This is a genomic window from Duganella sp. BJB476, assembly GCF_003416895.1.
GTDB lineage: Bacteria > Pseudomonadota > Gammaproteobacteria > Burkholderiales > Burkholderiaceae_D > Rugamonas.
Window position 1 is genome coordinate 263,271 of the sequence record NZ_QVIO01000002.1, and the last position, 20,636, is coordinate 283,906.

The 20,636-nt window shown below is 64.2% G+C and carries 21 protein-coding genes and 1 tRNA gene; 6 read left to right on the forward strand and 16 right to left on the reverse strand.

The features are described 5' to 3' along the window. Positions 1-9 precede the first annotated feature (9 nt). Both D0T21_RS10640 and D0T21_RS10645 read left to right on the forward strand, forming a co-directional pair. Complete coding sequence (locus D0T21_RS10640; RefSeq protein WP_116989863.1) at positions 10-1,185, forward strand: efflux RND transporter periplasmic adaptor subunit; 1,176 nt, start codon at positions 10-12, stop codon at positions 1,183-1,185. Beyond that, the gene (locus tag D0T21_RS10645; protein ID WP_116989862.1) at positions 1,182-4,220 is read left to right on the forward strand and encodes an efflux RND transporter permease subunit; all 3,039 of its coding nucleotides are present in this window, start codon (positions 1,182-1,184) and stop codon (positions 4,218-4,220) included. Before D0T21_RS10640 ends, D0T21_RS10645 begins: the two co-directional genes overlap by 4 nt. Here D0T21_RS10645 and D0T21_RS10650 read toward each other — a convergent pair whose 3' ends face one another. The 13 genes from D0T21_RS10650 to cysS all read right to left on the reverse strand — a co-directional run bounded on the left by D0T21_RS10650 (position 4,221) and on the right by cysS (position 15,425). Next, positions 4,221-5,129, reverse strand: a complete 909-nt coding sequence (locus D0T21_RS10650; RefSeq protein ID WP_116990064.1) for a sulfurtransferase — start codon at positions 5,127-5,129, stop codon at positions 4,221-4,223. Positions 5,130-5,204: 75 nt separating this feature from the next. Beyond that, positions 5,205-5,513, reverse strand: coding sequence for a hypothetical protein (locus D0T21_RS10655; RefSeq protein WP_147328089.1), 309 nt, complete (start codon positions 5,511-5,513; stop codon positions 5,205-5,207). Between the two features lie 5 nt (positions 5,514-5,518). After that, positions 5,519-6,211, reverse strand: coding sequence for a MipA/OmpV family protein (locus D0T21_RS10660; RefSeq protein WP_116989860.1), 693 nt, complete (start codon positions 6,209-6,211; stop codon positions 5,519-5,521). Next, positions 6,208-7,443 (reverse strand): beta-ketoacyl synthase, encoded by a 1,236-nt coding sequence (locus D0T21_RS10665; RefSeq protein WP_116989859.1) that lies wholly within the window; start codon positions 7,441-7,443, stop codon positions 6,208-6,210. Before D0T21_RS10665 ends, D0T21_RS10660 begins: the two co-directional genes overlap by 4 nt. Next, a complete protein-coding gene (locus D0T21_RS10670; protein ID WP_116989858.1) occupies positions 7,440-7,685 on the reverse strand; it encodes a phosphopantetheine-binding protein in 246 nt (81 codons plus the stop codon). Before D0T21_RS10670 ends, D0T21_RS10665 begins: the two co-directional genes overlap by 4 nt. Before the next feature lie 25 nt (positions 7,686-7,710). Further along, entirely contained in the window at positions 7,711-8,541 is an 831-nt protein-coding gene (locus D0T21_RS10675; RefSeq protein WP_116989857.1) for a carboxylesterase, read from the reverse strand. Positions 8,542-8,782: 241 nt separating this feature from the next. Beyond that, positions 8,783-9,130 carry a FlxA-like family protein gene (locus D0T21_RS10680; RefSeq protein ID WP_116989856.1) on the reverse strand — a complete coding sequence of 116 codons (348 nt, stop codon included), beginning with the start codon at positions 9,128-9,130 and terminating at the stop codon, positions 8,783-8,785. 134 nt (positions 9,131-9,264) lie between these two features. Then, positions 9,265-9,357 (reverse strand) — tRNA-Ser (locus tag D0T21_RS10685). A 114-nt stretch (positions 9,358-9,471) separates the two neighbouring features. Next, the gene (locus D0T21_RS10690; RefSeq protein WP_116989855.1) at positions 9,472-10,719 is read right to left on the reverse strand and encodes an aspartate kinase; all 1,248 of its coding nucleotides are present in this window, start codon (positions 10,717-10,719) and stop codon (positions 9,472-9,474) included. 143 nt (positions 10,720-10,862) lie between these two features. Beyond that, positions 10,863-12,272 carry a tRNA lysidine(34) synthetase TilS gene (tilS, locus tag D0T21_RS10695; RefSeq protein ID WP_116989854.1) on the reverse strand — a complete coding sequence of 470 codons (1,410 nt, stop codon included), beginning with the start codon at positions 12,270-12,272 and terminating at the stop codon, positions 10,863-10,865. Positions 12,273-12,335: 63 nt separating this feature from the next. Then, entirely contained in the window at positions 12,336-13,310 is a 975-nt protein-coding gene (locus tag D0T21_RS10700; protein ID WP_008447525.1) for an acetyl-CoA carboxylase carboxyltransferase subunit alpha, read from the reverse strand. A 64-nt stretch (positions 13,311-13,374) separates the two neighbouring features. Next, complete coding sequence (locus tag D0T21_RS10705) at positions 13,375-14,034, reverse strand: DNA-3-methyladenine glycosylase (protein ID WP_116989853.1); 660 nt, start codon at positions 14,032-14,034, stop codon at positions 13,375-13,377. Next, positions 14,034-15,425, reverse strand: a complete 1,392-nt coding sequence (cysS, locus tag D0T21_RS10710) for a cysteine--tRNA ligase (protein WP_116989852.1) — start codon at positions 15,423-15,425, stop codon at positions 14,034-14,036. Before cysS ends, D0T21_RS10705 begins: the two co-directional genes overlap by 1 nt. A 261-nt stretch (positions 15,426-15,686) precedes the next feature. Between cysS and D0T21_RS10715 the strand changes: the two genes are divergently transcribed. Genes D0T21_RS10715 through D0T21_RS10725 form a run of 3 tightly spaced genes read left to right on the forward strand, consistent with a single transcriptional unit; the run spans position 15,687 to position 17,634 of the window. Beyond that, positions 15,687-16,316: a peptidylprolyl isomerase gene (locus tag D0T21_RS10715; RefSeq protein WP_116989851.1), complete on the forward strand. Its 630-nt coding sequence runs from the start codon at positions 15,687-15,689 to the stop codon at positions 16,314-16,316. Between the two features lie 43 nt (positions 16,317-16,359). After that, positions 16,360-16,854, forward strand: coding sequence for a peptidylprolyl isomerase (locus D0T21_RS10720; RefSeq protein WP_116989850.1), 495 nt, complete (start codon positions 16,360-16,362; stop codon positions 16,852-16,854). A 3-nt stretch (positions 16,855-16,857) separates the two neighbouring features. Continuing rightward, positions 16,858-17,634 carry a UDP-2,3-diacylglucosamine diphosphatase gene (locus D0T21_RS10725; RefSeq protein WP_116989849.1) on the forward strand — a complete coding sequence of 259 codons (777 nt, stop codon included), beginning with the start codon at positions 16,858-16,860 and terminating at the stop codon, positions 17,632-17,634. On the opposite strand, the gene D0T21_RS10730 is transcribed toward D0T21_RS10725, so the two are convergent. Next, entirely contained in the window at positions 17,621-18,229 is a 609-nt protein-coding gene (locus D0T21_RS10730; RefSeq protein WP_116989848.1) for a transglutaminase family protein, read from the reverse strand. The genes D0T21_RS10725 and D0T21_RS10730 overlap by 14 nt on opposite strands. 78 nt (positions 18,230-18,307) lie before the next feature. On the opposite strand from D0T21_RS10730, the gene D0T21_RS10735 reads away from it, so the two are divergent. Further along, positions 18,308-19,087 carry an ABC transporter substrate-binding protein gene (locus tag D0T21_RS10735; RefSeq protein WP_116989847.1) on the forward strand — a complete coding sequence of 260 codons (780 nt, stop codon included), beginning with the start codon at positions 18,308-18,310 and terminating at the stop codon, positions 19,085-19,087. Here D0T21_RS10735 and D0T21_RS10740 read toward each other — a convergent pair whose 3' ends face one another. Then, the gene (locus D0T21_RS10740) at positions 19,088-19,840 is read right to left on the reverse strand and encodes a tetratricopeptide repeat protein (protein WP_116989846.1); all 753 of its coding nucleotides are present in this window, start codon (positions 19,838-19,840) and stop codon (positions 19,088-19,090) included. Between the two features lie 79 nt (positions 19,841-19,919). Beyond that, positions 19,920-20,576, reverse strand: a complete 657-nt coding sequence (locus tag D0T21_RS10745) for a DUF6622 family protein (protein ID WP_307720713.1) — start codon at positions 20,574-20,576, stop codon at positions 19,920-19,922. Between the last annotated feature and the right edge of the window lie 60 nt (positions 20,577-20,636).

Sequence of the window (20,636 nt, forward strand, 5' to 3'; positions counted from 1 at the left end):
GATCCCATCATGAAAAAACCAACCCTGAAACAAGCCGGCCTTGCCGCCGCCGTCGCCGCCGCGCTGCTGGCATTGGCGGGAGGCTGGCTGTATTCGACCCGCGCCCCCGCCGACAAGAAACCGGCCCACGCCATCCAGCCCGCACTGACCGTGACGGCGACGCGGCCGGAAACCGCCGACTGGCCGCAAGGCCTGTCGGCCAACGGCAGCATCAGCGCCTGGCAGGAAACCATCGTCGGCGCCGAAGTGGGTGGACTGCGGCTGGAAGAAGTCAAGGTCAACGTCGGCGATGTGGTGCATCGCGGCCAGTTGCTGGCCCGCTTCGCCGACGACAGCGTGCGCGCCGATCTGGCGCAGCAGCAGGCGCAGCTGGAGGAAGCCAGCGCCGCGCAGGCCGAAGCCAAGGGCAACGCCGACCGTGCACGGACGCTGGCCAACAGCGGCGCGCTGAGCGCCCAACAAACGGCGCAATACATGACGGCCGAACGCAGCACGGCGGCGCGGGTGCAGCTGGCGCAAGCGCGCCTGCTGCAGGAACAGATTCGTCTGCGCCACACCCAGATCGTCGCCACCGACGAAGGCGTCATTTCATCCCGCAGCGCCACGGCCGGCGGCGTCATCGGCCAGGGGCAGGAGATGTTCCGCCTGATCCGCGATAACCGGCTCGAATGGCGCGCCGAAGTCGGCTCCGCCGAATTGCGCCGCATCCGGCCGGGCCAGCCCGTGCGGCTGCGGCTTGCCAGCGGCGCGACGCTGGACGGCAAAGTGCGCATCGCCGCCCCCACGGTGGACGCGGCCACCCGCAACGCCATGGTGTACGTCGATCTGCCCGGCGGCGGCGAAGCGCGGGCCGGCATGTTCGCCACCGGCCAGTTTGAGTTGGGCCATGCCCAGGCGCTGACGCTGCCGCAAAGCGCGGTCGTCATGCGCGACGGCTATAGCTACGTCTACCGGATCGCCGGCGGCGGCAAAGTGGTGCAGACCCGCGTCACGCTGGGACGCCGCGTCGGCGCCCGCGTCGAAGCGGTGGACGGCATCCAGGCCGGCATGACGGTGGTGGAAGGCGGCGCCGATTTCCTGGGCGACGGCGACACCGTGCGCGTCGTGGTGGCCGCCACCTCTGGCCGGGCCGTCGCGGCCAAGCCGGGCGCCGCACTGCTGGTCCAGGCGGAGGCGGCGCGATGAATTTTTCCACCCTCTCGATCAAGCACCCGCTGCCGGCCATCATGCTGTTCATCCTGCTGTCGATCGCCGGCCTGTTCGGCTTTCACAACATGACCGTGCAGGATAGACCGGACATCGAACTCCCCTTCGTGGCCATCGACCTCGGGCTGCCGGGCGCCTCGCCGTCGCAGCTCGAAACGGAGGTGGCGCGCAAGGTCGAAGGCGCGGTCGCCGGCATCCAGGACGTGCGCCACATCTACACCACGGTCAGTGACGGCAACGTCAACATCACCATCGTATTCCGGCTTGAAAAAAACCTCGAACAGGCCATGAGCGAGGCGCGCGACGCGGTCAACCGCGTCCGCAGCGACTTGCCGGCCGAAGTGCGCGATCCGGTCTTTACCAAGGCCAGCACCTCCGGCGGCGCCATCCTGGGCTACGCACTGAGCTCGTCCCGGCTGGACGAGGAAGCGCTGTCCTGGTATGTCGACAGCGTGGTGTCGAAGGCACTGCTGGCGGTGAAAGGCGTGGGCAAGGTCGAACGGCTGGGCGGCGTCACGCGCGAAGTGCTGGTGGAGCTGGATCCGGCCCGCCTGTCGGCGCTGAACGTCTCGGCGGCCGACGTCTCGCGCCAGTTGCAGCGGGTGCAGCGCGAGGCGGCCGGCGGGCGCACCGACGTCAGCGGCGCGCAGCAGTCGGTGCGCATCGTCGGCACGGTCGCCAACGCGGCCGGCATCGCCGCGCTGGAACTGCCGCTGCCGAACGGCCATGCGATCCGGCTCGACCAGCTCGCGCGCGTGAGCGACGGCATCGCCGAACGCGAAACCATCTCCCTGCTGGACGGAAAACCAGTGGTGGGCTTCGAGATCACCCGCAGCAAGGGCGCCGGCGAGGTCGAAGTGGCCGCGGCGGTGCGTCAGGCCGTGCGCGCGCTGCGGGAACGGGATACCCAGGTGGACATCAAGGAGGTGCGCAACTCGGTCGACGTAGTCGAGGAAAACTACGCCAGCTCGATGGACATGCTGTACGAGGGCGCGGTGCTGGCCGTGCTGGTGGTCTGGCTGTTCCTGCGCGACTGGCGCGCCACCGTGATCTCGGCCACCGCGCTGCCGCTGTCGGTGATACCCACCTTCCTGGTCATGTGGCTGCTGGGCTTCACGCTCAACGGCATCACGCTGCTGTCGCTGACGCTGGTGATCGGCATCCTGGTGGACGACGCCATCGTCGAAATTGAAAACATCGTGCGCCATCTGCGCATGGGCAAGACGCCCTACCAGGCGGCGATGGAAGCGGCCAATGAAATCGGCCTGGCCGTGGTGGCCACCACGCTGACACTGGTGGCGGTATTCCTGCCGACCGCCTTCATGCGCGGCATCGTCGGCAAATTCTTCCGCCAGTTCGGCTGGACCGCGGCCGTCGCCGTGCTGGCGTCGCTGATGGTGGCGCGCCTGCTGACGCCGATGATGGCGGCCTATCTTCTCAAACCCATCGCCGCCCAGCCACGGGACAGCCGCATGATGACCCGCTATCTGGCGGCGGCATCCTGGTGCCTGCGCCATCGCCGGCTGACCTGTGGCTTGTCGGGCGCCTTCTTCCTGCTGTCGCTGGCGCTGATCCCGCTGCTGGAAACGGACTTCATCCCCGCCGCCAACGGTGCCCGCACCCAGGTCACGCTGGAACTGCCGCCCGGCAGCACCCTGGCCGACACCCGCGCGCTGGCCGAGCAGGCCCGCCAGCTGCTGCGGCGCGACCCCGATACCCGCGAGGTGATGAGCAACATCGAACGCAACGTCGCCACCCTCAACGTCACCCTGACGCCGCGCGCCGCGCGCAGCCGCAAGCAGGGAGAGATCGAGGCGAGCTTGCGGGAGACGCTGGGCGCGCTGCCCGGCGCGCGCGTCAAGATAGGTGGCGGCGGCAACGGTTCGGAACTGGCGCTGCTGCTGTCGGGCGACGACACCGCCGTGCTGGGCGCGTTGACGCAGCAACTGCAGCGTGAAATCCGCGCCATCCCCGGCCTGGGGGGCATCAGCTCCAGCATCAACCTGGTGCGGCCGGAAGTGATCGTCACGCCGGACGTGGCGCGCGCGGCCGACCTGGGAGTGACCACCACGGCCATCGGCGAAACCATGCGGATCGCCACGGCCGGCGACTATGACCAGGCGCTGGCCAAGCTCAATCTGCCCGAACGCCAGATCGCCATCCGCACCCGCTTTCCCGCCAGCGCGCGCCAGGACCTGGAGCTGCTGGCGCGCCTGCCGGTGCCGGGCAAGAACGGCAACGTCCAGCTGGGTTCCGTGGCCACGCTGCAAGTGGGCAGCGGTCCGGCCCGGATCGACCGGCTGGACCGCAACCGCCGCGTGATCGTGCACGTGGAATTGAACGGTCAGCCGATGGGCGCGATACTGGATCGCGTCAACGCGCTGCCCAGCCTGCAGAAACTGCCGCCCGGCGTCACGCGCGGACAACTGGACGATGCCGAGGCGATGCAGGATTTGTTCACCGGCTTCGGGCTGGCCATCCTGACGGGCGTGCTGTGCGTCTACGTGGTGCTGGTGTTGCTGTTCCATGGATTTTTGCAGCCCGTTACCATCCTGGCGGCGCTGCCGCTATCGGTGGGCGGCGCCTTCCTGGCGCTGCTGCTGACTCGTAGCGCGTTCTCGATGCCATCGCTGATCGGCTTGTTGATGCTGATGGGCGTCGCGGTCAAGAACTCCATCCTGCTGGTGGAGTACGCCATCGTCGCCCGGCGCGACCATGGCATGGAACGGGGCGCGGCGTTGATGGATGCCTGCCACAAGCGCGCCCGGCCGATCGTCATGACGACCATCGCCATGGGCGCCGGCATGCTGCCGATCGCGCTGGGCCTGGGCGGCGACGCCAGCTTCCGGGGGCCGATGGCGATCGCCGTGATCGGCGGCCTGATCACCTCGACCTTCCTGAGTCTGCTGGTGATACCGGTGGTGTTCACTTATGTCGACGATTTGCTGCAGTGGTGTGGCCGCCGCTTTGCTGGCGGACGTCGCGCTACCGTGGTGGCCGAGATCGCGGCCTAGTCAGGCGGCCGGCGCTGCGGGGCTCGTCTGCGAGTACTCGAACCAGCCGCCGTCGTAGACGCTGATCTCGGGCCAGCCCATCAGCCAGGCGTAGAAGAAGGCCATCGAGGCGCGCCAGCCGGTGCCGCAGTAGAAGATGGTCGGCGTGCCGTGCGCTATGCCGTGTTCGGCCCACGGCGCGACGATGTCGGCCGCCGGCTTCATGCTGCCGTCGGCCTGGTGGTAGGCGCTCATGCTGTTGACGTCGCCATCCTCGCCGGCCCTGCCCCAGCGCGCGCCGGGGATGTCGCCGGCGGCGATGTAGCTGTAGCCGGATACCTGGCCCATGAACTCGGCCCTGGTGCGGATGCTGGCCAGCACGCCGTCGCCACGTGCCAGCAGGCCCTGTACCTGGGCGGTGCAGGCCAGGTACTCGGGATGCGCGGGCAAGGTAATGCCGAAGTCAGGCGCGGCCACACACGCCATCGCAGGTCCGCGCGCGCAAGGGTGGCCGCCGGCCAGCCAGCGCGCGTAGCCGCCGTCGAGCAGGCGCACGTCGGCGACGCCGGCGTACAGCAGCAGATGCGCCAGCCGCGCGGCGGCCAGGTTGTTGCGGCCGTAAAGGATGACGGTGGTGTCGTGACGCACGCCGCGCGCCAGCAGCAACGTCAGCAGCGCCTGGTCGGAGACCTTGTTCCATAGAGGTTCCTGCTCGATGTCGCAGGTGTCGAGGTAGGCGGCGCCCGGAATATGGGCTTGCTCGAACAGCGCGGCGCCGCCGCAGCCGACGTCGAACAGTCGCCAGTCGGCCGACGGCGCCGCGTCAACCTGGGCGCCGGCCGTCAGCGCCGCCAGCCATGCCGGCGAGACGAGCTGACGCCAGCGGACCAGGTCCGGGCGGAAGTCGGTGGCGATATCGGAGGCAATCATGGCGGAGCGGCGCTGCAAGTATGTAGGGGCCGCTATTTTACGTGATCGCAGGCGGGGGCCGGCGATCAGGCCGGATCACTTCGCCGCTGGGCTGCGCGGCTTGCCGTCCACGTAGAGCGTGCGCGCGGTTTTGGTGACGATGTATTGGATCTCGCAAAGGTCGGGAACCTTGCCGTAGGATAGCCCGTTCACATACACGGTACGCCGATCCAGCTCCACCTTGTCGCCCTGAATGACGGCAATGCCTGCGCGCCCTTTGATCGTCGCCACGCTTTGTTCATCGCTGACGTTGATCGACGACGAGTTACTTTCGCTGGAACTACTTGCGTAGCATGGCGCGGACAACAACACGGCCAATAGCGGCACAAAAAAAGTTGATTTCATAGGTTTCAATCGAAACGGTAGCTGACCGCCACCAGCCCGGAATCGAGCGAACGGCGGCGCACGGCGGGATTGCTGCGGATGGAATCGTCCAGCCAGGTGCGGCGCAGGTTGGCGACCAGGTACCAGTGTCCGCTCAGCTGCGCCTCCACCAGCAGCGCTGCAAACGGATTGCTGGCCGAGCGCGCCACGCCGTCATAGTAGCGGACGTAGTTGGCCGAGCGGTACTCGATACCAGCTTGCGGGTAGAAGGCGAAGCGGCCATGCTCGATTTCCGCCGCGTACATCAGGTCCAGCATCGCGCCGTGCGATTTGCCGAGGTCGCGATACAGATTGGCCATGAAGGCGCCGACCGGCGTCACCTGCAAAGTGCCCAGGCCCAGCGGTATCGACGAGCGCTGCTGCGTTTGCGGCGACGCGCTGCTGCGATAGCCGTCTTCCAGCACGCGCGTCAGCAGTTCGACACTGCCGTAGCCCACCGGCGCCAGCTTGACGCCGAAAGTATCGATGCGCGCAAACGCCGGGCCGTAGTCGAAGTTGGCATACGGGACCGCGCTGCCGTTGCGCGACTGCGCCGGCACTGCGGTCGGCGCCACGCTGACGCCCACGCCGATATCGCCCACCAGATGCGTCTCCTGCGCCTGCGCGCCGCCGGCGCACAGCAGCGCCAGCAAGGTCCACTGCCGGTAAGTAGCGCTCATCGGAACGCGCTGACGATCAGCGCGACATTGCTGCCGCCGAAGGCGAACGAGTTCGACATCGCCGCTTGCAGCGTCAATCCACGCCGGCACTCGCGCGGCACGAAGTCCAGATCGCATTCAGGGTCGGGCCGGTCCAGGAAGGCGGTCGGCGGCACCGCGCCATGGCGCAAGGCCTGGGTGGTCAGCACGAATTCCAGCGCGCCGGCCGCGCCCAGCGTATGGCCGTGCATGGACTTGGTGGAGCTGACCAGCAGCTCGCGCGCCGCCGGACCGAAGGCTTGCTTGATCGAGGTGGCCTCGGCCACGTCGCCGGCCGGCGTGCCGGCGCCGTGGGCGTTGATGTAGCCGATCGCCGATGGCGGCAAGCCGGACTGCTCCAGCGCCTGCCGCATCGCCCGTTCCTGGCCGTCTGCGTCGGGTTTGGTGATGTGGGTGGCGTCGTTGCTGGTGCCGTAGGCGACCAGCTCGGCCAGGATGGTGGCGCCGCGCGCCTGTGCCGACTCCAGCGATTCCAGCATGACGGCAGCGCCCGCCTCGCCCAGCACCAGGCCGCCACGCCCGGCCGAAAACGGCCGGCACGAACGCTCGGGGTGTTCGGCGTCGAGCGGCGCCAGCACGCGCAGCGCGTCCCAGGCACTGACCACGCCGTAGCTCAGCAAGGCCTCGGAACCGCCGGCCAGCACGCGGTCGGCGTAACCGTGGCGGATGTGACGGTAAGCTTCGCCGATGGCCTGCGCCGACGATACGCAGGCGCTGCTGTAGTTGTTGACGCTGCCCTTGAAGCCGCAGCGCAGCGCGATCTGCGCGGCCGCCGCATTGGTCATGCCGGCCACGACCGACATCGGCCGTACCCGGGTCTTGCCATCGACGAACAAATCGACATAGCCGGATTCGACGGTGAGCGCACCGCCCATGCCGCTGCCCCAGAACACGCCGCTGCGCTCGGGAGCGACGGTGGCGTCCAGGCCCGATTGGACCAGCGCTTCGCTGGCTGCGGCCCAGCCCAGCAACGCGAAGCGATCGAAGATCGGCAATTCCGAGGTCTTGACCAGCTCGGGCAAGGGCCCGCGGATCTGCGCGGCGGGCGTGCCCGGCCGCTGGCGATCACCGGCCAGCTGCAACAGGCCGATGCCGCTGTGACCGGCCAGGGCTTGCTCGAAATTATGGTCGGCGCCGACGCCCAGGGAAGAAATCGCCCCCAGGCCGGTGATCACCACGCGCTGCGCGGTCATGCGTTGGCGGCCTTGCCGGCCAGATAGGTATCGATCTGGTCGGCGATGTCCTGCACCACGACCAGCTTGGGACGCTCATCGCCCACCTCGATGCCGAACTCCTCTTCCAGATCAAAAATCAGTTCAATCACGGTCAGCGAATCGGCGCCCAGCGCTTCGAGTTCGGTTTGCGGCTGGATAGTGTCTTCGGCTACATCAAGGCTTTTGGCGAGCAGTTTGGCGACGGTTGGGAAGGAATTCATAAAAATAGTCTCGGTATGGTATGTGTTAAGCGCGGTTCAGCACGGCGTCCTCGGACGGCAGGTGCTGATTGAAAAACGCGATCGTTTCGTCGGCAACGAGTTCCTTCTCATTGTCGAGGGTGATGATATGGTAGCTGTCGTGCAAGATGATCTTGCGGCGGCTCGGCGAGCTGATGCTGCGCTCGACCAGGTCGGCACTCTTGGTGCTGGCGACGTCGTCTTCCTCGGCGTGGATGATCAGCGCCGGCGCGATCACCTTGGACAACTGGCTGCGTACCTGCTTGATCAGGCGGTGCGCCTGGAAGATGCCCTCGGCCGACAAGCGCGAAGCGCCGGCCGCCGACGAATCGCTGACCTTCATTTCGCGGGCGATCCAGCGGCGCAGGTTTTCGTTTTTCAGGCCGTAGGGATAACGCTCCTGGTAGGAGTACCAATGGCGCGCCGGGGTGTAGTACGCCAGCGGCAACAGGAAGCGGTATTTCGGGATGCTCCAGCCGTCGTAGGCCAGGGTGGTGGCCAGCAGGCCGAGGGAGGCGATCTGGTCGCCGCGCTCGATCGCCAGGCGCAAGGCCAGCACCGCGCCGATGCACAGGCCCACCACCGATACGCTGGCATGGGTTTGCTTGAGCTGGTCGAACAGGCGCGACACTTCCTCGAACCAGCGCTCGCTGCGCGTGGTGCGATAAGAGTCGGCCTGGCCGGACGAATAGCCATAACCCGGGATCAGCGGGATGACTACGGTGTAGCCTGCACGTTGCAGGCGCTTGCCCACATACTGCATTTCCAGCGGGTTGCCCAGCAGGCCGTGCAATGCCAGCACGGCATGCGGACCGCCTGCCAATTCAATAGTCTTCATACTACCCTGTTCAAGAAAATCTTATTATTGTTGACCGTCAGTGCGATCTATATTCGCGGTTGCGCGAAGATGAGAATAGGGGGACATCATAACCCCGAATCGCTAGGAATTTCCAGTGCAGGCTGCGCCCACGGGCCAACTTGCGGCAGGCATTTTAGCGAGTCTGGTCTAACCAGAGGATGAGCGCCACATTACAGATAGGATAGGAAATGCCGCAGCGTAGCGGGCACAGCGCGCGTGCTCAGGCGACCGTATCGACTATGCTGCCCACGGTGGCGTCATGCGATTTCTTTTTTTCAGTGGCGGCGAGTTCTTGCTGGTGCTTCAGCTGTTCCAGCGCGACCTTCTGCGCGGCGGCCGATTGCAGCTGTTGGATCTGCGTCTGCAGCGCCTGTATTTGGATCTGCAACAACTTCAGGCGCTCTTTCGCGCCAGGGGAAGTATCCTGGGTCGCCTCCCGCAGCTTCTTCATCAGGTCGCCCACTTTCGCTTGCAGCACTTCAATCGCGCTGTTGCTGCTTGAAGCGCCACCGGTGCTGGTACTCGATCCCACCGCCTTGATCATCGCCGTCCCCTCATGCCATATCATCCATTATCGGTGAGAGGCACATGGCTCTTTAGCATTGTTACAAATTAAATATTGTAATTATAACCAATCCGACCGGATGTTCGATATGGAGCGCAGAAATGAAAAAACCCGCCGAAGCGGGTTTTTAAAAATACTGGCGGAGACGGTGGGATTCGAACCCACGATACAGGTATAAGCCGTATGCATCCTTAGCAGGGATGTGCCTTCGGCCACTCGGCCACGTCTCCTAGTCGATTACTCAACTATGTCTTTTCTACCAAACTGCGCTAGAGCAGACGACCGTCATAGTATAGAGCGAGACCAGATTGGTCAAGGCTAGCTGACGATATTTTTTGAAAATTTTATGCCTTCTCCAACTCGAACGCTTTGTGCAGCGCGCGAACGGCCAGTTCCATGTATTTTTCGTCGATCAGCACGGAGATTTTAATTTCCGAGGTCGAGATCATCATGATGTTGATGCCCTCTTCCGACAGCGTGCGGAACATCTGCGACGCCACGCCCACATGCGAACGCATGCCGACGCCGACCACCGAGATCTTCGACACTTTGGCGTCGCCGGTGATGCTGGCAGCGCCCAGCTCTTCCTTGGTGCCGTTCAGCACGTCCACGGCGCGCTGGTAGTCGTTGCGCGAGACGGTGAAGGTGAAGTCCGTCTTGCCGTCCACCGACTGATTCTGGATGATCATGTCGACTTCGATGTTGGCATCGGCCACCGGGCCCAGGATGTGGTACGCCACGCCAGGACGATCAGGTACGCCCAGCACGGTGATTTTGGCCTCATCGCGGTTAAACGCGATACCGGAGATGACTGCTTGTTCCATGTGTGTATCTTCCTCAAACGAAATCAGGGTGCCCGAGTTGGCTTCTACTTCCAGGTCCAGCATCGGGTCGGTCAGCGACGACAGAACGCGGGTCGGCACGCGATAGTTGCCGGCAAATTCCACCGAGCGGGTTTGCAGCACTTTCGAGCCCAGCGACGCCAGTTCCAGCATTTCTTCAAACGTGATCGCCTTGAGCCGGCGCGCTTCCGACACCACGCGTGGATCGGTCGTGTACACGCCGTCTACGTCGGTGAAGATCAGGCATTCGTCGGCCTTCATCGCGGCGGCGATCGCCACGGCGGAAGTGTCCGAACCGCCGCGGCCGAGCGTCGAGATGTTGCCGCCGTCGTCCACGCCCTGGAAGCCGGTGATGATGACGATCTTGCCGTCATCGAGGTCGCGGTTCACTTTTTCATTGTCGATCGACTGGATGCGGGCCTTGGTGAAAGCGGAATCGGTTTTAATCGCGACTTGCCAGCCGGCGTAGGACACGGCTTTCTTGCCGATCGCCAGCAGCGCCATCGACAGCAGGCCAACCGACACTTGCTCGCCGGTGGAGGCGATCATGTCGAGTTCGCGCGGGTCGGGCTGGGCCTGAATTTCCTTGGCCAGGGCGATCAGGCGATTGGTCTCGCCGGACATGGCCGATGGGACGACGACGATGCGGTGCCCGGCGTCATGCCACTTGGCGACACGCCGCGCCACGTTCTTGATACGGTCCGTCGAACCCATCGACGTACCGCCATATTTGTGCACGATTAAAGCCATAACAGAGAGTTTTCCGCTCAAATAAAGGTAAATGGAACCCTTAACTCTACATGCCGCACTGCAAAATAACAAGTCAAAAAACTCATAAAGTCATACCGTATAGACATATCTACATACAAAATTCGGCAGATAGGGCCTATTGTCTATACAGCCTGCCAACGCAGGCGCCAGCGTGAAATGCCCTCACCCACCAGGTGATTGCAGTCCATGCCGACTCCGGCCGCGAACAGCACCTGCCGGCCGGTACTCACCACCGGCAGCCGCGAGCGCTCCCAGGCCGGGATGTTCAACGCCTGATAATGATACTTGAGTCCGCGCGTCGGACGGTTGTGGGCCGGCTTGAGGCGTTCACCTCCCTTGCGGAATTCAATCAGCAATGGCTGGGCGCGCAACCAATCGGCATCCAGCCCGCCTTCGCCCTCGCCTGCCGGCTCGAAGTGCAGCACGCCGCCGTAGGCCGGGAACGCCATTTCGGTTTCGCCGTTCCAGCTGAACGAGGCGCCCGGCGTTTTATCGAACTCATCTTCGCGCGTGCCTTCCAGGTCTTCCAGTTTCGGCGTGATGTGGAGGCGGTCGCGATGGCGTCTTACGTGACAATCGGGGTGGGTTACCAGCGGTTGCGCGCCGTCGCGCGCTTCCAGCAGTTGCGCCAGCATTTCGGACAGCCAGGCCGCGCTCGGCATGCGCAGGTTGCGGGTGGCGAACCAGTGGCGCAGCATGTTGTAGCTGCGGTCCAGGCTCAGCAGGCGCAGCTTGGCGATATCGATGCAGTCGTCGACCAGGCACAGGACCAGGTCCTGCTCCGCCAGCTCGGTCAGCAGGCGCTGGGCCGACTGTGCGTGCTGGGCGCTGCGCGCGAAGCGCTCCTGGAAGCCCGGGAAGGCTTCGTCCAGCGCCGGCATCACCTTGTGGCGCAACGCGTTGCGGGCGAAGCGCGGGTCGTCGTTGGATTCGTCATTGATGTAGGTGATGCCGTGCCCGGCCACGTAAGCAGCCAGTTGCTTGCGCGAGGCCGGCAGCAGCGGACGCGCCATCACCAGGTCGGGATTGGCCAGCAGTTCGGGCGCGGCGTTGGCGGCGTCCATGCCGGACAGTCCGGCGGGGCCGGAGCCGCGCAGCAGTTGCAGCAGCACGGTCTCGGCCTGGTCGTCCAGATGGTGCGCGGTCAGCAGCAGCTTGACGTTGTACTCGGCGCACAGCGCGCCCAGCGCGGCGTAGCGCACTTTGCGGGCGGCGGCTTCGGTGCCGCTCTTTTGCTGGTTCGCCAACTGCACGCGGCGCGCTTCGAAGGTGACGCCCAGCGCGGCGCAGGCTTGCTCGCAGTGCGCCAGCCAGGCGTCCGCATTGGCGCTGAGGCCGTGATGGACGTGGAAGGCGTACAAGGCCACGCCATGCGCCTGCGCGTAGGCATGCGCGAGGTGGAGCAGCGCCGACGAGTCGAGGCCGCCGCTGAGGGCCACCGCCATGCGCGGCGCGGCGCCTTGCTGCGCCAGCGCGGCGGCGACGGCTTGTTCGAAGGTTGAGGACAAGGTCGGGATCTGTTGCTTCTTCAATTGCTGCTCCAAAATGCAAACCGGGGGCATGCGCCCCCGGTCGTTGTGTCATGCCGCGCGCGATTACTCTTGCGGCGTGGTTTCTTTGAACTTACCGTAGCTCATCAGCTTTTCGTGACGGGCTTCCAGCAGGTCCTTGGTCTTCATGCCGTGGAACTGGCGCAGCGAATCAGCCAGCGCGCGCTTCAGCAGCGTGGCCATCTGCTTCGGATCGCGGTGCGCGCCGCCCAGCGGCTCGGTCACGATCTTGTCGATCAGGCCCATGGCCTTCAGGCGGTGTGCGGTCAGGCCCAGCGCTTCGGCCGCATCGGCGGCGCGCTCGGACGTTTTCCACAGGATCGAGGCGCAGCCTTCCGGCGAGATCACCGAGTAGGTCGCGTATTGCAGCATCAGCACCGCGTCGCCCACCGCGATCGCCAGCGCGCCGCCGGAGCCGCCTTCGCCGATGATGGTGGCGATCAGCGGCACTTTCAGTTCCGCCATCACGTACAGGTTGTGGCCGATCGCTTCCGACTGGCCGCGCTCTTCCGCGTCGATGCCCGGGAACGCGCCCGGCGTGTCGACGAAGGTGAAAATAGGAATGCCGAATTTCTCAGCCAGCTTCATCAGGCGCATGGCCTTGCGATAGCCTTCCGGCTTCGGCATGCCGAAGTTGCGCATTGCGCGTTCTTTGGTGTCGCGGCCCTTTTGATGGCCGATGACCATGCAAGCCTGGCCGTTGAAGCGCGCCAGGCCGCCCACCACGGACAGGTCGTCCGCATAGCTGCGATCGCCGTGCAGTTCGTGGAAGTCGGTGAAGATTTCGTTCACGTAGTCCATGGTGTATGGACGTTGTGGATGGCGCGCGATCTGCGCAACCTGCCAAGGGGTCAGCTTGGCGTAGATGTCTTTGGTCAGTTGCTGGCTCTTTTTGGCCAGACGGTCGATCTCCTCAGAGATGTCGACAGCCGAATCGTCCTGGACGAAACGCAGCTCTTCGATTTTGCCATCGAGTTCGGCGATCGGTTGCTCAAAGTTGAGGAAAGTCGTTTTGGTCATTGTACCTCCGTGATTATTCTCAGCCAAGCGGGCACAAAAAAGCCTCGCTCAGCGATTAGAGCATCTATTCTACAGCAACCGGGTCCAGGCTACGCCATAAGTACCAGGTCGCCACTGTGCGCCACGGCTCCCAGTTGGCCGAAACCTCGCGCGCATCGCTACGGGACACAGGTTCGCCGGAAAAATAGTTCTGGCTGATGCCCTGGATCAAACCGGGGTCATCGAGCGGCAGAACATTCGGCCGGAGCAGATTAAATATCAAAAACATCTCGGCTGTCCAGCGGCCGATGCCGCGGATCTGCACCAGTTCGGCAATGACGGCCTCGTCATCCATCTGGTCCCACTGGCTGGTATGGACGCGCTTGTTCTTGAAGTGGTCGGCCAGGTCGAGGATGTATTCGGTCTTGCGCTTGGACAGGCCGCAGGCCGCCAATTGCTCGGCGCCGGCCTTGATGATCTGCGCCGGCGTGCATTTCGGGCTGACCAGCAGCAGCTTCTTCCAGGCGGTGTCGGCCGCCTTGGTGGTCACTTGCTGGCCGACGATGGAGCGCGCCAAGGTGGTAAACGGGTCGTCGTGGCCGACCAGGTGCAGGTCGCCAAATTGCGGGATCAGCTTTTTCATGATGCGGTCCCGCTTCATGAGCTCGATCTTGGCCTCTTCCCAGTACGGCGGCACGGCCGATACCGGGCCGGCTGCGCCCTCGTTATCCTTGGCGGTGACCATTATGCGCGGCGCCAGTTGGTCGTGCCGTCAGGCTTGTCTTCGAGGATGACGCCGGCCGCCAGCAGATCGGCGCGGATCTTGTCCGATTCGGCGAAGTTGCGCGCCTTTTTGGCTTCGATGCGTTTGGCGATCTGTTCCGCGATGGCGGCGTCGCCGGAGGCGTCGGCCTCGCCGACCGCCGCCTGGCGGAATTCCTGCGGCGTGCGGGCCAGCAGGCCGATGACGCCGGCCAGGGCCTTGAGCTGGCGCGCCACGGCGGGCGATTTCGACTTGTTCAGCTCGCTCGCCAGGTCGAACAGCACGGCCAATGCGACCGGCGTGTTGAAGTCGTCGTCCATCGCTTCGGCGAAGCGCACCGCGTGTGCCTCTTTCCAGTCCAGCGCCAGGCCGTCGCCTTCCACGCCGTCCAGCGCGGTGTACAGGCGGGTCAGCGCGACGCGGGCGTCGTCCAGGTGCATGTCCGAGTAGTTCAGCGGGCTGCGGTAGTGGGCGCGCAGGATGAAGAAGCGCACCACTTCGGCGTCGTACTTCTTCAGCACGTCGCGGATGGTGAAGAAGTTGCCCAGCGATTTGGACATCTTCTCGTTATCCACGCGCACGAAGCCGTTGTGCACCCAGTAGTTGACCATCGTGTGGCCGAACGCGCCTTCCGACTGCGCGATCTCGTTTTCGTGGTGCGGGAACTGCAAGTCCGCGCCGCCGCCGTGGATGTCGAAGTGTTCGCCCAGCAGTGCCGAGCACATCGCGGAGCACTCGATGTGCCAGCCCGGACGGCCCTTGCCCCACTTGGAATCCCACTTGACCTCGTCCGGCTCGGATTCTTTCGATGCCTTCCACAGCACGAAGTCCAGCGGATCGCGCTTGCCGGTGTTGACGTCGACGCGTTCGCCGGCGCGCAGGTCGTCCAGCGACTTGCCGGACAGCTTGCCGTAGTTGGGGAAGTTGCGCACCGCGTAGTTGACGTCGCCGTCCGCGCCCTGGTAGGCCAGGTCCTTGGATTCCAGCGTCTCGATCAGCGCCAGCATTTGCGGCACGTATTCGGTGGCGCGCGGCACCAGCGTGGCCGGCAGGATGCCCAGCGCGCCGGTGTCTTCGTCCATGTACTTGGTGAAGCGGGTGGTCAGCTGCGAGATGGTCTCGCCGTTCTCGACCGCGCGCTTGATGATCTTGTCGTCGATGTCGGTGATGTTGCGGGCGTAGGTGACCTCGTAGCCCGAGGCCAGCAGCCAGCGGTACATGACGTCGAACGCCATCATCATGCGGGCGTGGCCGATGTGGCAGTAGTCGTAGATGGTCATGCCGCAGACGTACATGCGGACTTTGCCTGCCTCGATGGGAACGAATGTCTGCTTGTCACGCGCCAGCGTGTTGTAAATCTTTAAATTGCTCATCGGGCTCTTGCGGTATCTTTTTAAAGCGCGTGCCGCGGTCCCGGGCAATACGAGGACCGGGCGCGGCGCGGTAGGCGCGCACCTGGGATTCATCGCATCACGTTGGGGACCGGCTGACACTCGGTAGTTATTCTTTCCACCTTCTAAGGGGTAGAATGGACAAGTATAGCATTGATAAAAACAGCATAGACCCAATCTGACTGAGGATTTTTGGCAAGTCGGACTGTTCAACACTGATAAAACCACTACGAGGAAGTAACAATGCACCAAACTCAGCCATCGCTGTTCGCCAAACTGATGACCATGTTTGCCGGCGTCGCCCTGTCGGGCGCGGCCCTGGCAGCCGCTCCGGCCGCTCCGGCCGCCAACAACGCCACGCCGCAAGTCGAAATCAAGACCTCGATGGGCGACATCGTGGTCGAACTGAACCACGAGAAAGCGCCCAAGTCGGTCGACAATTTCTTGACCTATGTGAAGGCCGGCTTCTACAAGGGCACCATCTTCCACCGCGTGATCGACGGTTTCATGATCCAGGGCGGCGGCTTCGATGAAAAGCTCAAGCAAAAGAAAACCAACGCGCCGGTGCCGATCGAATCGCAGAACGGCCTGACCAACAACAACTACACGCTGGCCATGGCCCGCACCGGCGATCCCAACTCCGCCACCTCGCAATTCTTCATCAACGTGGCCGATAACGAAGCCCTGAACTACCCTGGCCGCGACGGTTTCGGCTACACGGTGTTCGGCAAAGTCATCAAGGGCCAGGAAGTGGTCGACAAGATCAAAGGCGTGCTGGTCGACGACAAGGGCATGTTCCAAAACATCCCCGTGATCCCGGTCGTGATCAAGTCGGCGACGATTTTGAAGACCCCTGTCCAGCCAAAACTGTAAAATAGCGGCCTGCCGTATTTTTTAACTACCTCAGGATAACAACATGACCAACGTAATCATCACCACCAACATGGGCAACATGACCGTCGAACTGAACGACGAGAAAGCGCCTAAATCGGTCGCCAACTTCCTGGCCTACATGGAAGCCGGCCACTACGCCAACACCATCTTCCACCGCGTGATCGACGGTTTCATGGTCCAGGGCGGCGGTTTCGAGCCAGGCATGAAGCAGAAGCCAGCCGACACCACCGTGGAAAACGAAGCCAAGAACGGCCTGAAGAACGACACCTACACGCTGGCCATGGCCCGCACCTCGGCGCCGCATTCGGCATCGGCCCAGTTCTTCATCAACGTGAAGAACAACTCCTTCCTGGACTACCCAGGCCAGGACGGCTGGGGTTACGCCGTGTTCGGTAAAGTCATCGAAGGCACCGACGTGGTCGACGCAATGAAAAAAGTCAAGACCACCCGCAGCGGCATGTTCGCCGACGTGCCGGCCGAAGACATCATCATCGAGAAGATCGAACTGGCTGCTTAATTAATGAGCGATGCCAACATGCGCGCGGATCAGGTCTGCGCGCTGTTTATCTCCGATCTGCATTTGCAGCCCGCGCATCCCGCCACCAGCGTAGCGTTTTTCGACTTCCTGGAGCGGCATGCGCGGCGCGCGCAACAGTTGTACCTGCTTGGCGACCTGTTTGAATACTGGGCCGGCGACGACGACATCAGCGATCCCTATCACCAGCAAATCATTGCCGCGCTGCGCAGCGTGAGCGATGCGGGCGTGGCCGTCTACTGGATCGCCGGCAACCGCGATTTCCTGGTCGGCGCGCAGTTCGCCGCCGCGGCGGGCCTGACCCTGCTGCCGGAAACCTGGGTGGCCGAGATCGCCGGCCAGCGCCTGGTGGTGCTGCACGGCGACGCCCAGTGCACCGAGGACGTCAAGTACATGGAGTTCCGCGCCATGGTGCGCCAGCCCGCGTGGCAGCAGCAGTTCGTGGCGATGCCGCTGGCGCAGCGCAAGGCCATCATCGCCGGCATGCGCGAGAACAGCCGCAAGGACCAGGGCAATAAATCCTACGAAATCATGGACGTGACGCCGCAGGCGATCCATGATGTGTTTGCCGAGACCGGCGCCGACGTCATGATCCACGGCCACACCCACCGCCCCGCCCTGCACATTGTGGACGGCAAGCGCCGCTACGTGCTGCCGGACTGGGAGCCGGACGCCCAACCGCCGCGCGGCGGCTGGATCGCCATCGACAGCCATGGCGCCATCACGCGCCACGCGCTGGACGGCGCCATCATTCCAGCGTAATCGCCACCCCGTCCACCGGTGGCGCGGCGTCGATCGGCGTCACGCAATAAGCCGAGATGGATGGCAGTTCGCGCATGCGCCGCACCAGCTCCGGCCACGGTTGCGCCCACACCTGCGGATACAGCTGCTCACCAGGCGTCACCACCGGAAAGGCCAGGTTCTCCGCGCCCGGCGTGAATTCGCAATGCACGGTGGCCTTGTTGCCGCGCGCATCGCAGCGATACCAGCCGCCCTCTTCCAGCCACACCGCCACCAGGCCATGCGTGCAGAACGGCGAGCCGGCGTCGCGCAACGTCAAACGCTGGTAGCAGAACCCGGACGGAATGCCGTTGGCGCGCAGCAGCGCCACCAGCAGATGGCTTTTCGCGATGCACAGGCCGGTGCCCAGCGCCAGCGCCTCGGAGGCGTTGCAGCTGATCTCGTCGCGCTTGTAGTCGATGCTGTGCTCGATCTGATCGCGCACCCAGTCGAAGCAGCGCTGCGCCGTCGCGCGCGGCGTGCCGGCCTGGAGCGAGCGGGCCAGCGCCTCTACGTCGGGATGATGAAAATCGACGACATCGCTGGCGGCGACGAATGCGGGCAACAAAGCGTTCATGGGTCTCCTTTTTATCAAACGAACAAGATTCTCCCACAGTTCTAGCGGCGGCGCAGCGGATGGCCCTATAATCGATTCATGACGATACGTACCTGTTTCTTTCGCGGCAGTCTACTGTCCGCCACCGCATTGCTGAGCAGCAGCGTCTGGTGCGCTCCCCAGACGCTGACCGTGGCCTGGCGCGACAAGCCGCCCTACCACTACATCGAGCAGGGTCAGGCCCAAGGCTTCCTGCTCGAGCGCGTGAAGAACATTTTCAATATCGCCGGCATCCCTGTGCAGTTCGTCAACGAACCGCAGAAACGGATCTGGGCCAACTTCACGCACGGCGCCACCAATTACTGCTCGATCAGCTGGTACCGGCTGCCCGAGCGCGAGGCGGTGGCGCAGTTCACCTCCCCCATCCATGAAGACTTGCCGCACACCGTGCTGATTTCGCAGAATTATGTGCAGCAGGTCACCGCGCACCAGACGCTGACCTCCTTGCTGGACGACCCCAGCCTGACGCTGGGCGTGGTCGAAGGCGTGTCCTACGGGCCGGTGCTGGACCAGATGATCAAGAGCGGAAAAATCCGCATCATGAGCCGCACGGTGGAGACCACGCTGATGATGCGCATGCTCTCGGTGGGCCGCGCCTCGTTCATGTTTGTGGATCGCGAAGACTTGAACTATTTCCGTCCGAAGGAAAAGTTATTGCAGTCGACGGTGCAGTATGACTTCCCCGACATGCCGCCGGGGATGAAGCGCCACATCGCGTGCAGCAAGGACGTGGCGCCGGAGACCATGGCCAAGCTCAACCAGGCCATCGCCGCGACCGGCGGCGCCTACAACGCCGGCCACAGCGTCAAGCCGAAGTAATCAGCGCTTGACGGCTGCCATCGCCGCGTTCAGGCGGCGTATCAATTCCTGGTTCAGGTCGCGCGTGTGGCGGGTCCAGCGCTCCATCGTGCGTTGCAGCTCGGCGTGCAGCTGGCTGGCGCGCGCCGCATCGCCGGCGCCGGCCGCCCAGATCGCAAACTCGGCCTGCACGGCAAAGCTGTTGTAGCGGCCCAGCGCAAACTCGAACTCCGCCTTCGCCTCGTCCTGGCGGCCGGCCGCGGCCAGCGACTGGGCCAGCAGCAGCGATACCTGCTCGCCGCGGAAATTGGCGTCGGCGGCGCGGATGGTTTGCAGATGCGTCACGGCTGCGGCGGCGCGGCCGCAGGCCAGCGTGGCGCGCGCGGCGCCGTAGCGGATCTCCAGGTCGCCCGAGAACGGTCCTTGCAGGCAGGCTTCGTAGGTGGCGGCCGCCTCGTCGGCGGCGCCGGCCTCCATCTGCGCGCTGGCCAGGCGCATCTGGTTCTGCGCGGTGGGGGTGTAGGCGTAGGCGTCGCGCGCCTCGCGCAGTTCCCGGCCCGGATCGAGCGAGCGGGCCGCCGCCGTCACCACCTTGCGGGCGCCGTGGTTCAATTTTGAATCCGGCAGGTAGATCGCGATGAAGTACACGATGCTGCCCAGTCCCGGAAACATAAACAGGATCATCAGCCAATACATCTGCTGCCCGCTGCGGATCACGTGCACGGCGAAGAACAGCGCCACCAGCACGTGCAGTCCAATTCCAAATATCGTCATGAAGCTCGCTCCAACTTTTCGTCAATGTCGCGAATTGTAGAAGCTCTTGCCCTGCACTACAAGGAAACTTGCAAATCCATCAAGCCGCGGTCGCTTCGGGCTGGAACATCCAGGCGGCCACATAGCGTGCCAGGCGGCCGACGAACACGCCGTTGAACAGGCCGAACAGCACGGTGACGGCCGCCGCGAACACCAGGTTCTGTTGCAGCTCGGGATGCATGGCCGTCAACACCGCCACCGTGTACTTGGTGGCGAAGATGGCGATCATCAGCATCAGCGGCGCCCAGCTGCCGCGCTGCTGCACGGTGCCGGCGGCACGGCTGACCGTGATCACGGCGCCGCTGCCGAGTCTCCAGGTGAGCGCCGCGCCGGCCACCACGCCCAGCGCCCAGACGCCCCAGACACCGCCGCCCAGCGCGCCATGCTCGTTCATGCTGGACAACGACAGCCACAACATCACCGCCGGGATGATGAACAGTCTGCGGAAGGCGATCTCGCGGTCGCGGCTGGCCAGCACGCCGCGATACAGAATGAAGGCCAGCAAGGCCCAAACGTAGGTAGGAGTGTGGCTGACAATTTGCTGAATCATGATCTGCTCCGCATGGCTGGTTAAGGTGAGGCCACTATGCCTGCCGGCCCGGCGGCGCGGATCGCGATGCGACGAAATGCGGTAAAACGGCGCGAAATGCAAGCGTGCGGCGCAAAGCGCAGGCGTCCGGCGCACGAAGCGTTGCACCGTAATGCTTCGTTACAAATAATCGGTGGCGATGCAACCGGACTCGGCATAAATTACTAC

Excerpts from the sequence above, each read along its gene's own strand:
- D0T21_RS10730 (WP_116989848.1), bottom strand. The coding sequence starts at position 18,229 with ATGAACGCTTTGTTGCCCGCATTCGTCGCCGCCAGCGATGTCGTCGAT.
- D0T21_RS10720 (WP_116989850.1), top strand. The coding sequence starts at position 16,360 with ATGACCAACGTAATCATCACCACCAACATGGGCAACATGACCGTCGAA.
- D0T21_RS10645 (WP_116989862.1), top strand. The coding sequence starts at position 1,182 with ATGAATTTTTCCACCCTCTCGATCAAGCACCCGCTGCCGGCCATCATG.
- cysS (WP_116989852.1), bottom strand. The coding sequence starts at position 15,425 with ATGAGCAATTTAAAGATTTACAACACGCTGGCGCGTGACAAGCAGACA.
- D0T21_RS10665 (WP_116989859.1), bottom strand. The coding sequence starts at position 7,443 with ATGACCGCGCAGCGCGTGGTGATCACCGGCCTGGGGGCGATTTCTTCC.
- D0T21_RS10640 (WP_116989863.1), top strand. The coding sequence starts at position 10 with ATGAAAAAACCAACCCTGAAACAAGCCGGCCTTGCCGCCGCCGTCGCC.
- D0T21_RS10660 (WP_116989860.1), bottom strand. The coding sequence starts at position 6,211 with ATGAGCGCTACTTACCGGCAGTGGACCTTGCTGGCGCTGCTGTGCGCC.
- D0T21_RS10715 (WP_116989851.1), top strand. The coding sequence starts at position 15,687 with ATGCACCAAACTCAGCCATCGCTGTTCGCCAAACTGATGACCATGTTT.
- D0T21_RS10700 (WP_008447525.1), bottom strand. The coding sequence starts at position 13,310 with ATGACCAAAACGACTTTCCTCAACTTTGAGCAACCGATCGCCGAACTC.
- D0T21_RS10740 (WP_116989846.1), bottom strand. The coding sequence starts at position 19,840 with ATGACGATATTTGGAATTGGACTGCACGTGCTGGTGGCGCTGTTCTTC.
- D0T21_RS10725 (WP_116989849.1), top strand. The coding sequence starts at position 16,858 with ATGAGCGATGCCAACATGCGCGCGGATCAGGTCTGCGCGCTGTTTATC.
- D0T21_RS10690 (WP_116989855.1), bottom strand. The coding sequence starts at position 10,719 with ATGGCTTTAATCGTGCACAAATATGGCGGTACGTCGATGGGTTCGACG.
- D0T21_RS10680 (WP_116989856.1), bottom strand. The coding sequence starts at position 9,130 with ATGATATGGCATGAGGGGACGGCGATGATCAAGGCGGTGGGATCGAGT.
- D0T21_RS10650 (WP_116990064.1), bottom strand. The coding sequence starts at position 5,129 with ATGATTGCCTCCGATATCGCCACCGACTTCCGCCCGGACCTGGTCCGC.
- D0T21_RS10735 (WP_116989847.1), top strand. The coding sequence starts at position 18,308 with ATGACGATACGTACCTGTTTCTTTCGCGGCAGTCTACTGTCCGCCACC.
- D0T21_RS10705 (WP_116989853.1), bottom strand. The coding sequence starts at position 14,034 with ATGGTCACCGCCAAGGATAACGAGGGCGCAGCCGGCCCGGTATCGGCC.
- D0T21_RS10675 (WP_116989857.1), bottom strand. The coding sequence starts at position 8,541 with ATGAAGACTATTGAATTGGCAGGCGGTCCGCATGCCGTGCTGGCATTG.
- D0T21_RS10670 (WP_116989858.1), bottom strand. The coding sequence starts at position 7,685 with ATGAATTCCTTCCCAACCGTCGCCAAACTGCTCGCCAAAAGCCTTGAT.
- D0T21_RS10655 (WP_147328089.1), bottom strand. The coding sequence starts at position 5,513 with ATGAAATCAACTTTTTTTGTGCCGCTATTGGCCGTGTTGTTGTCCGCG.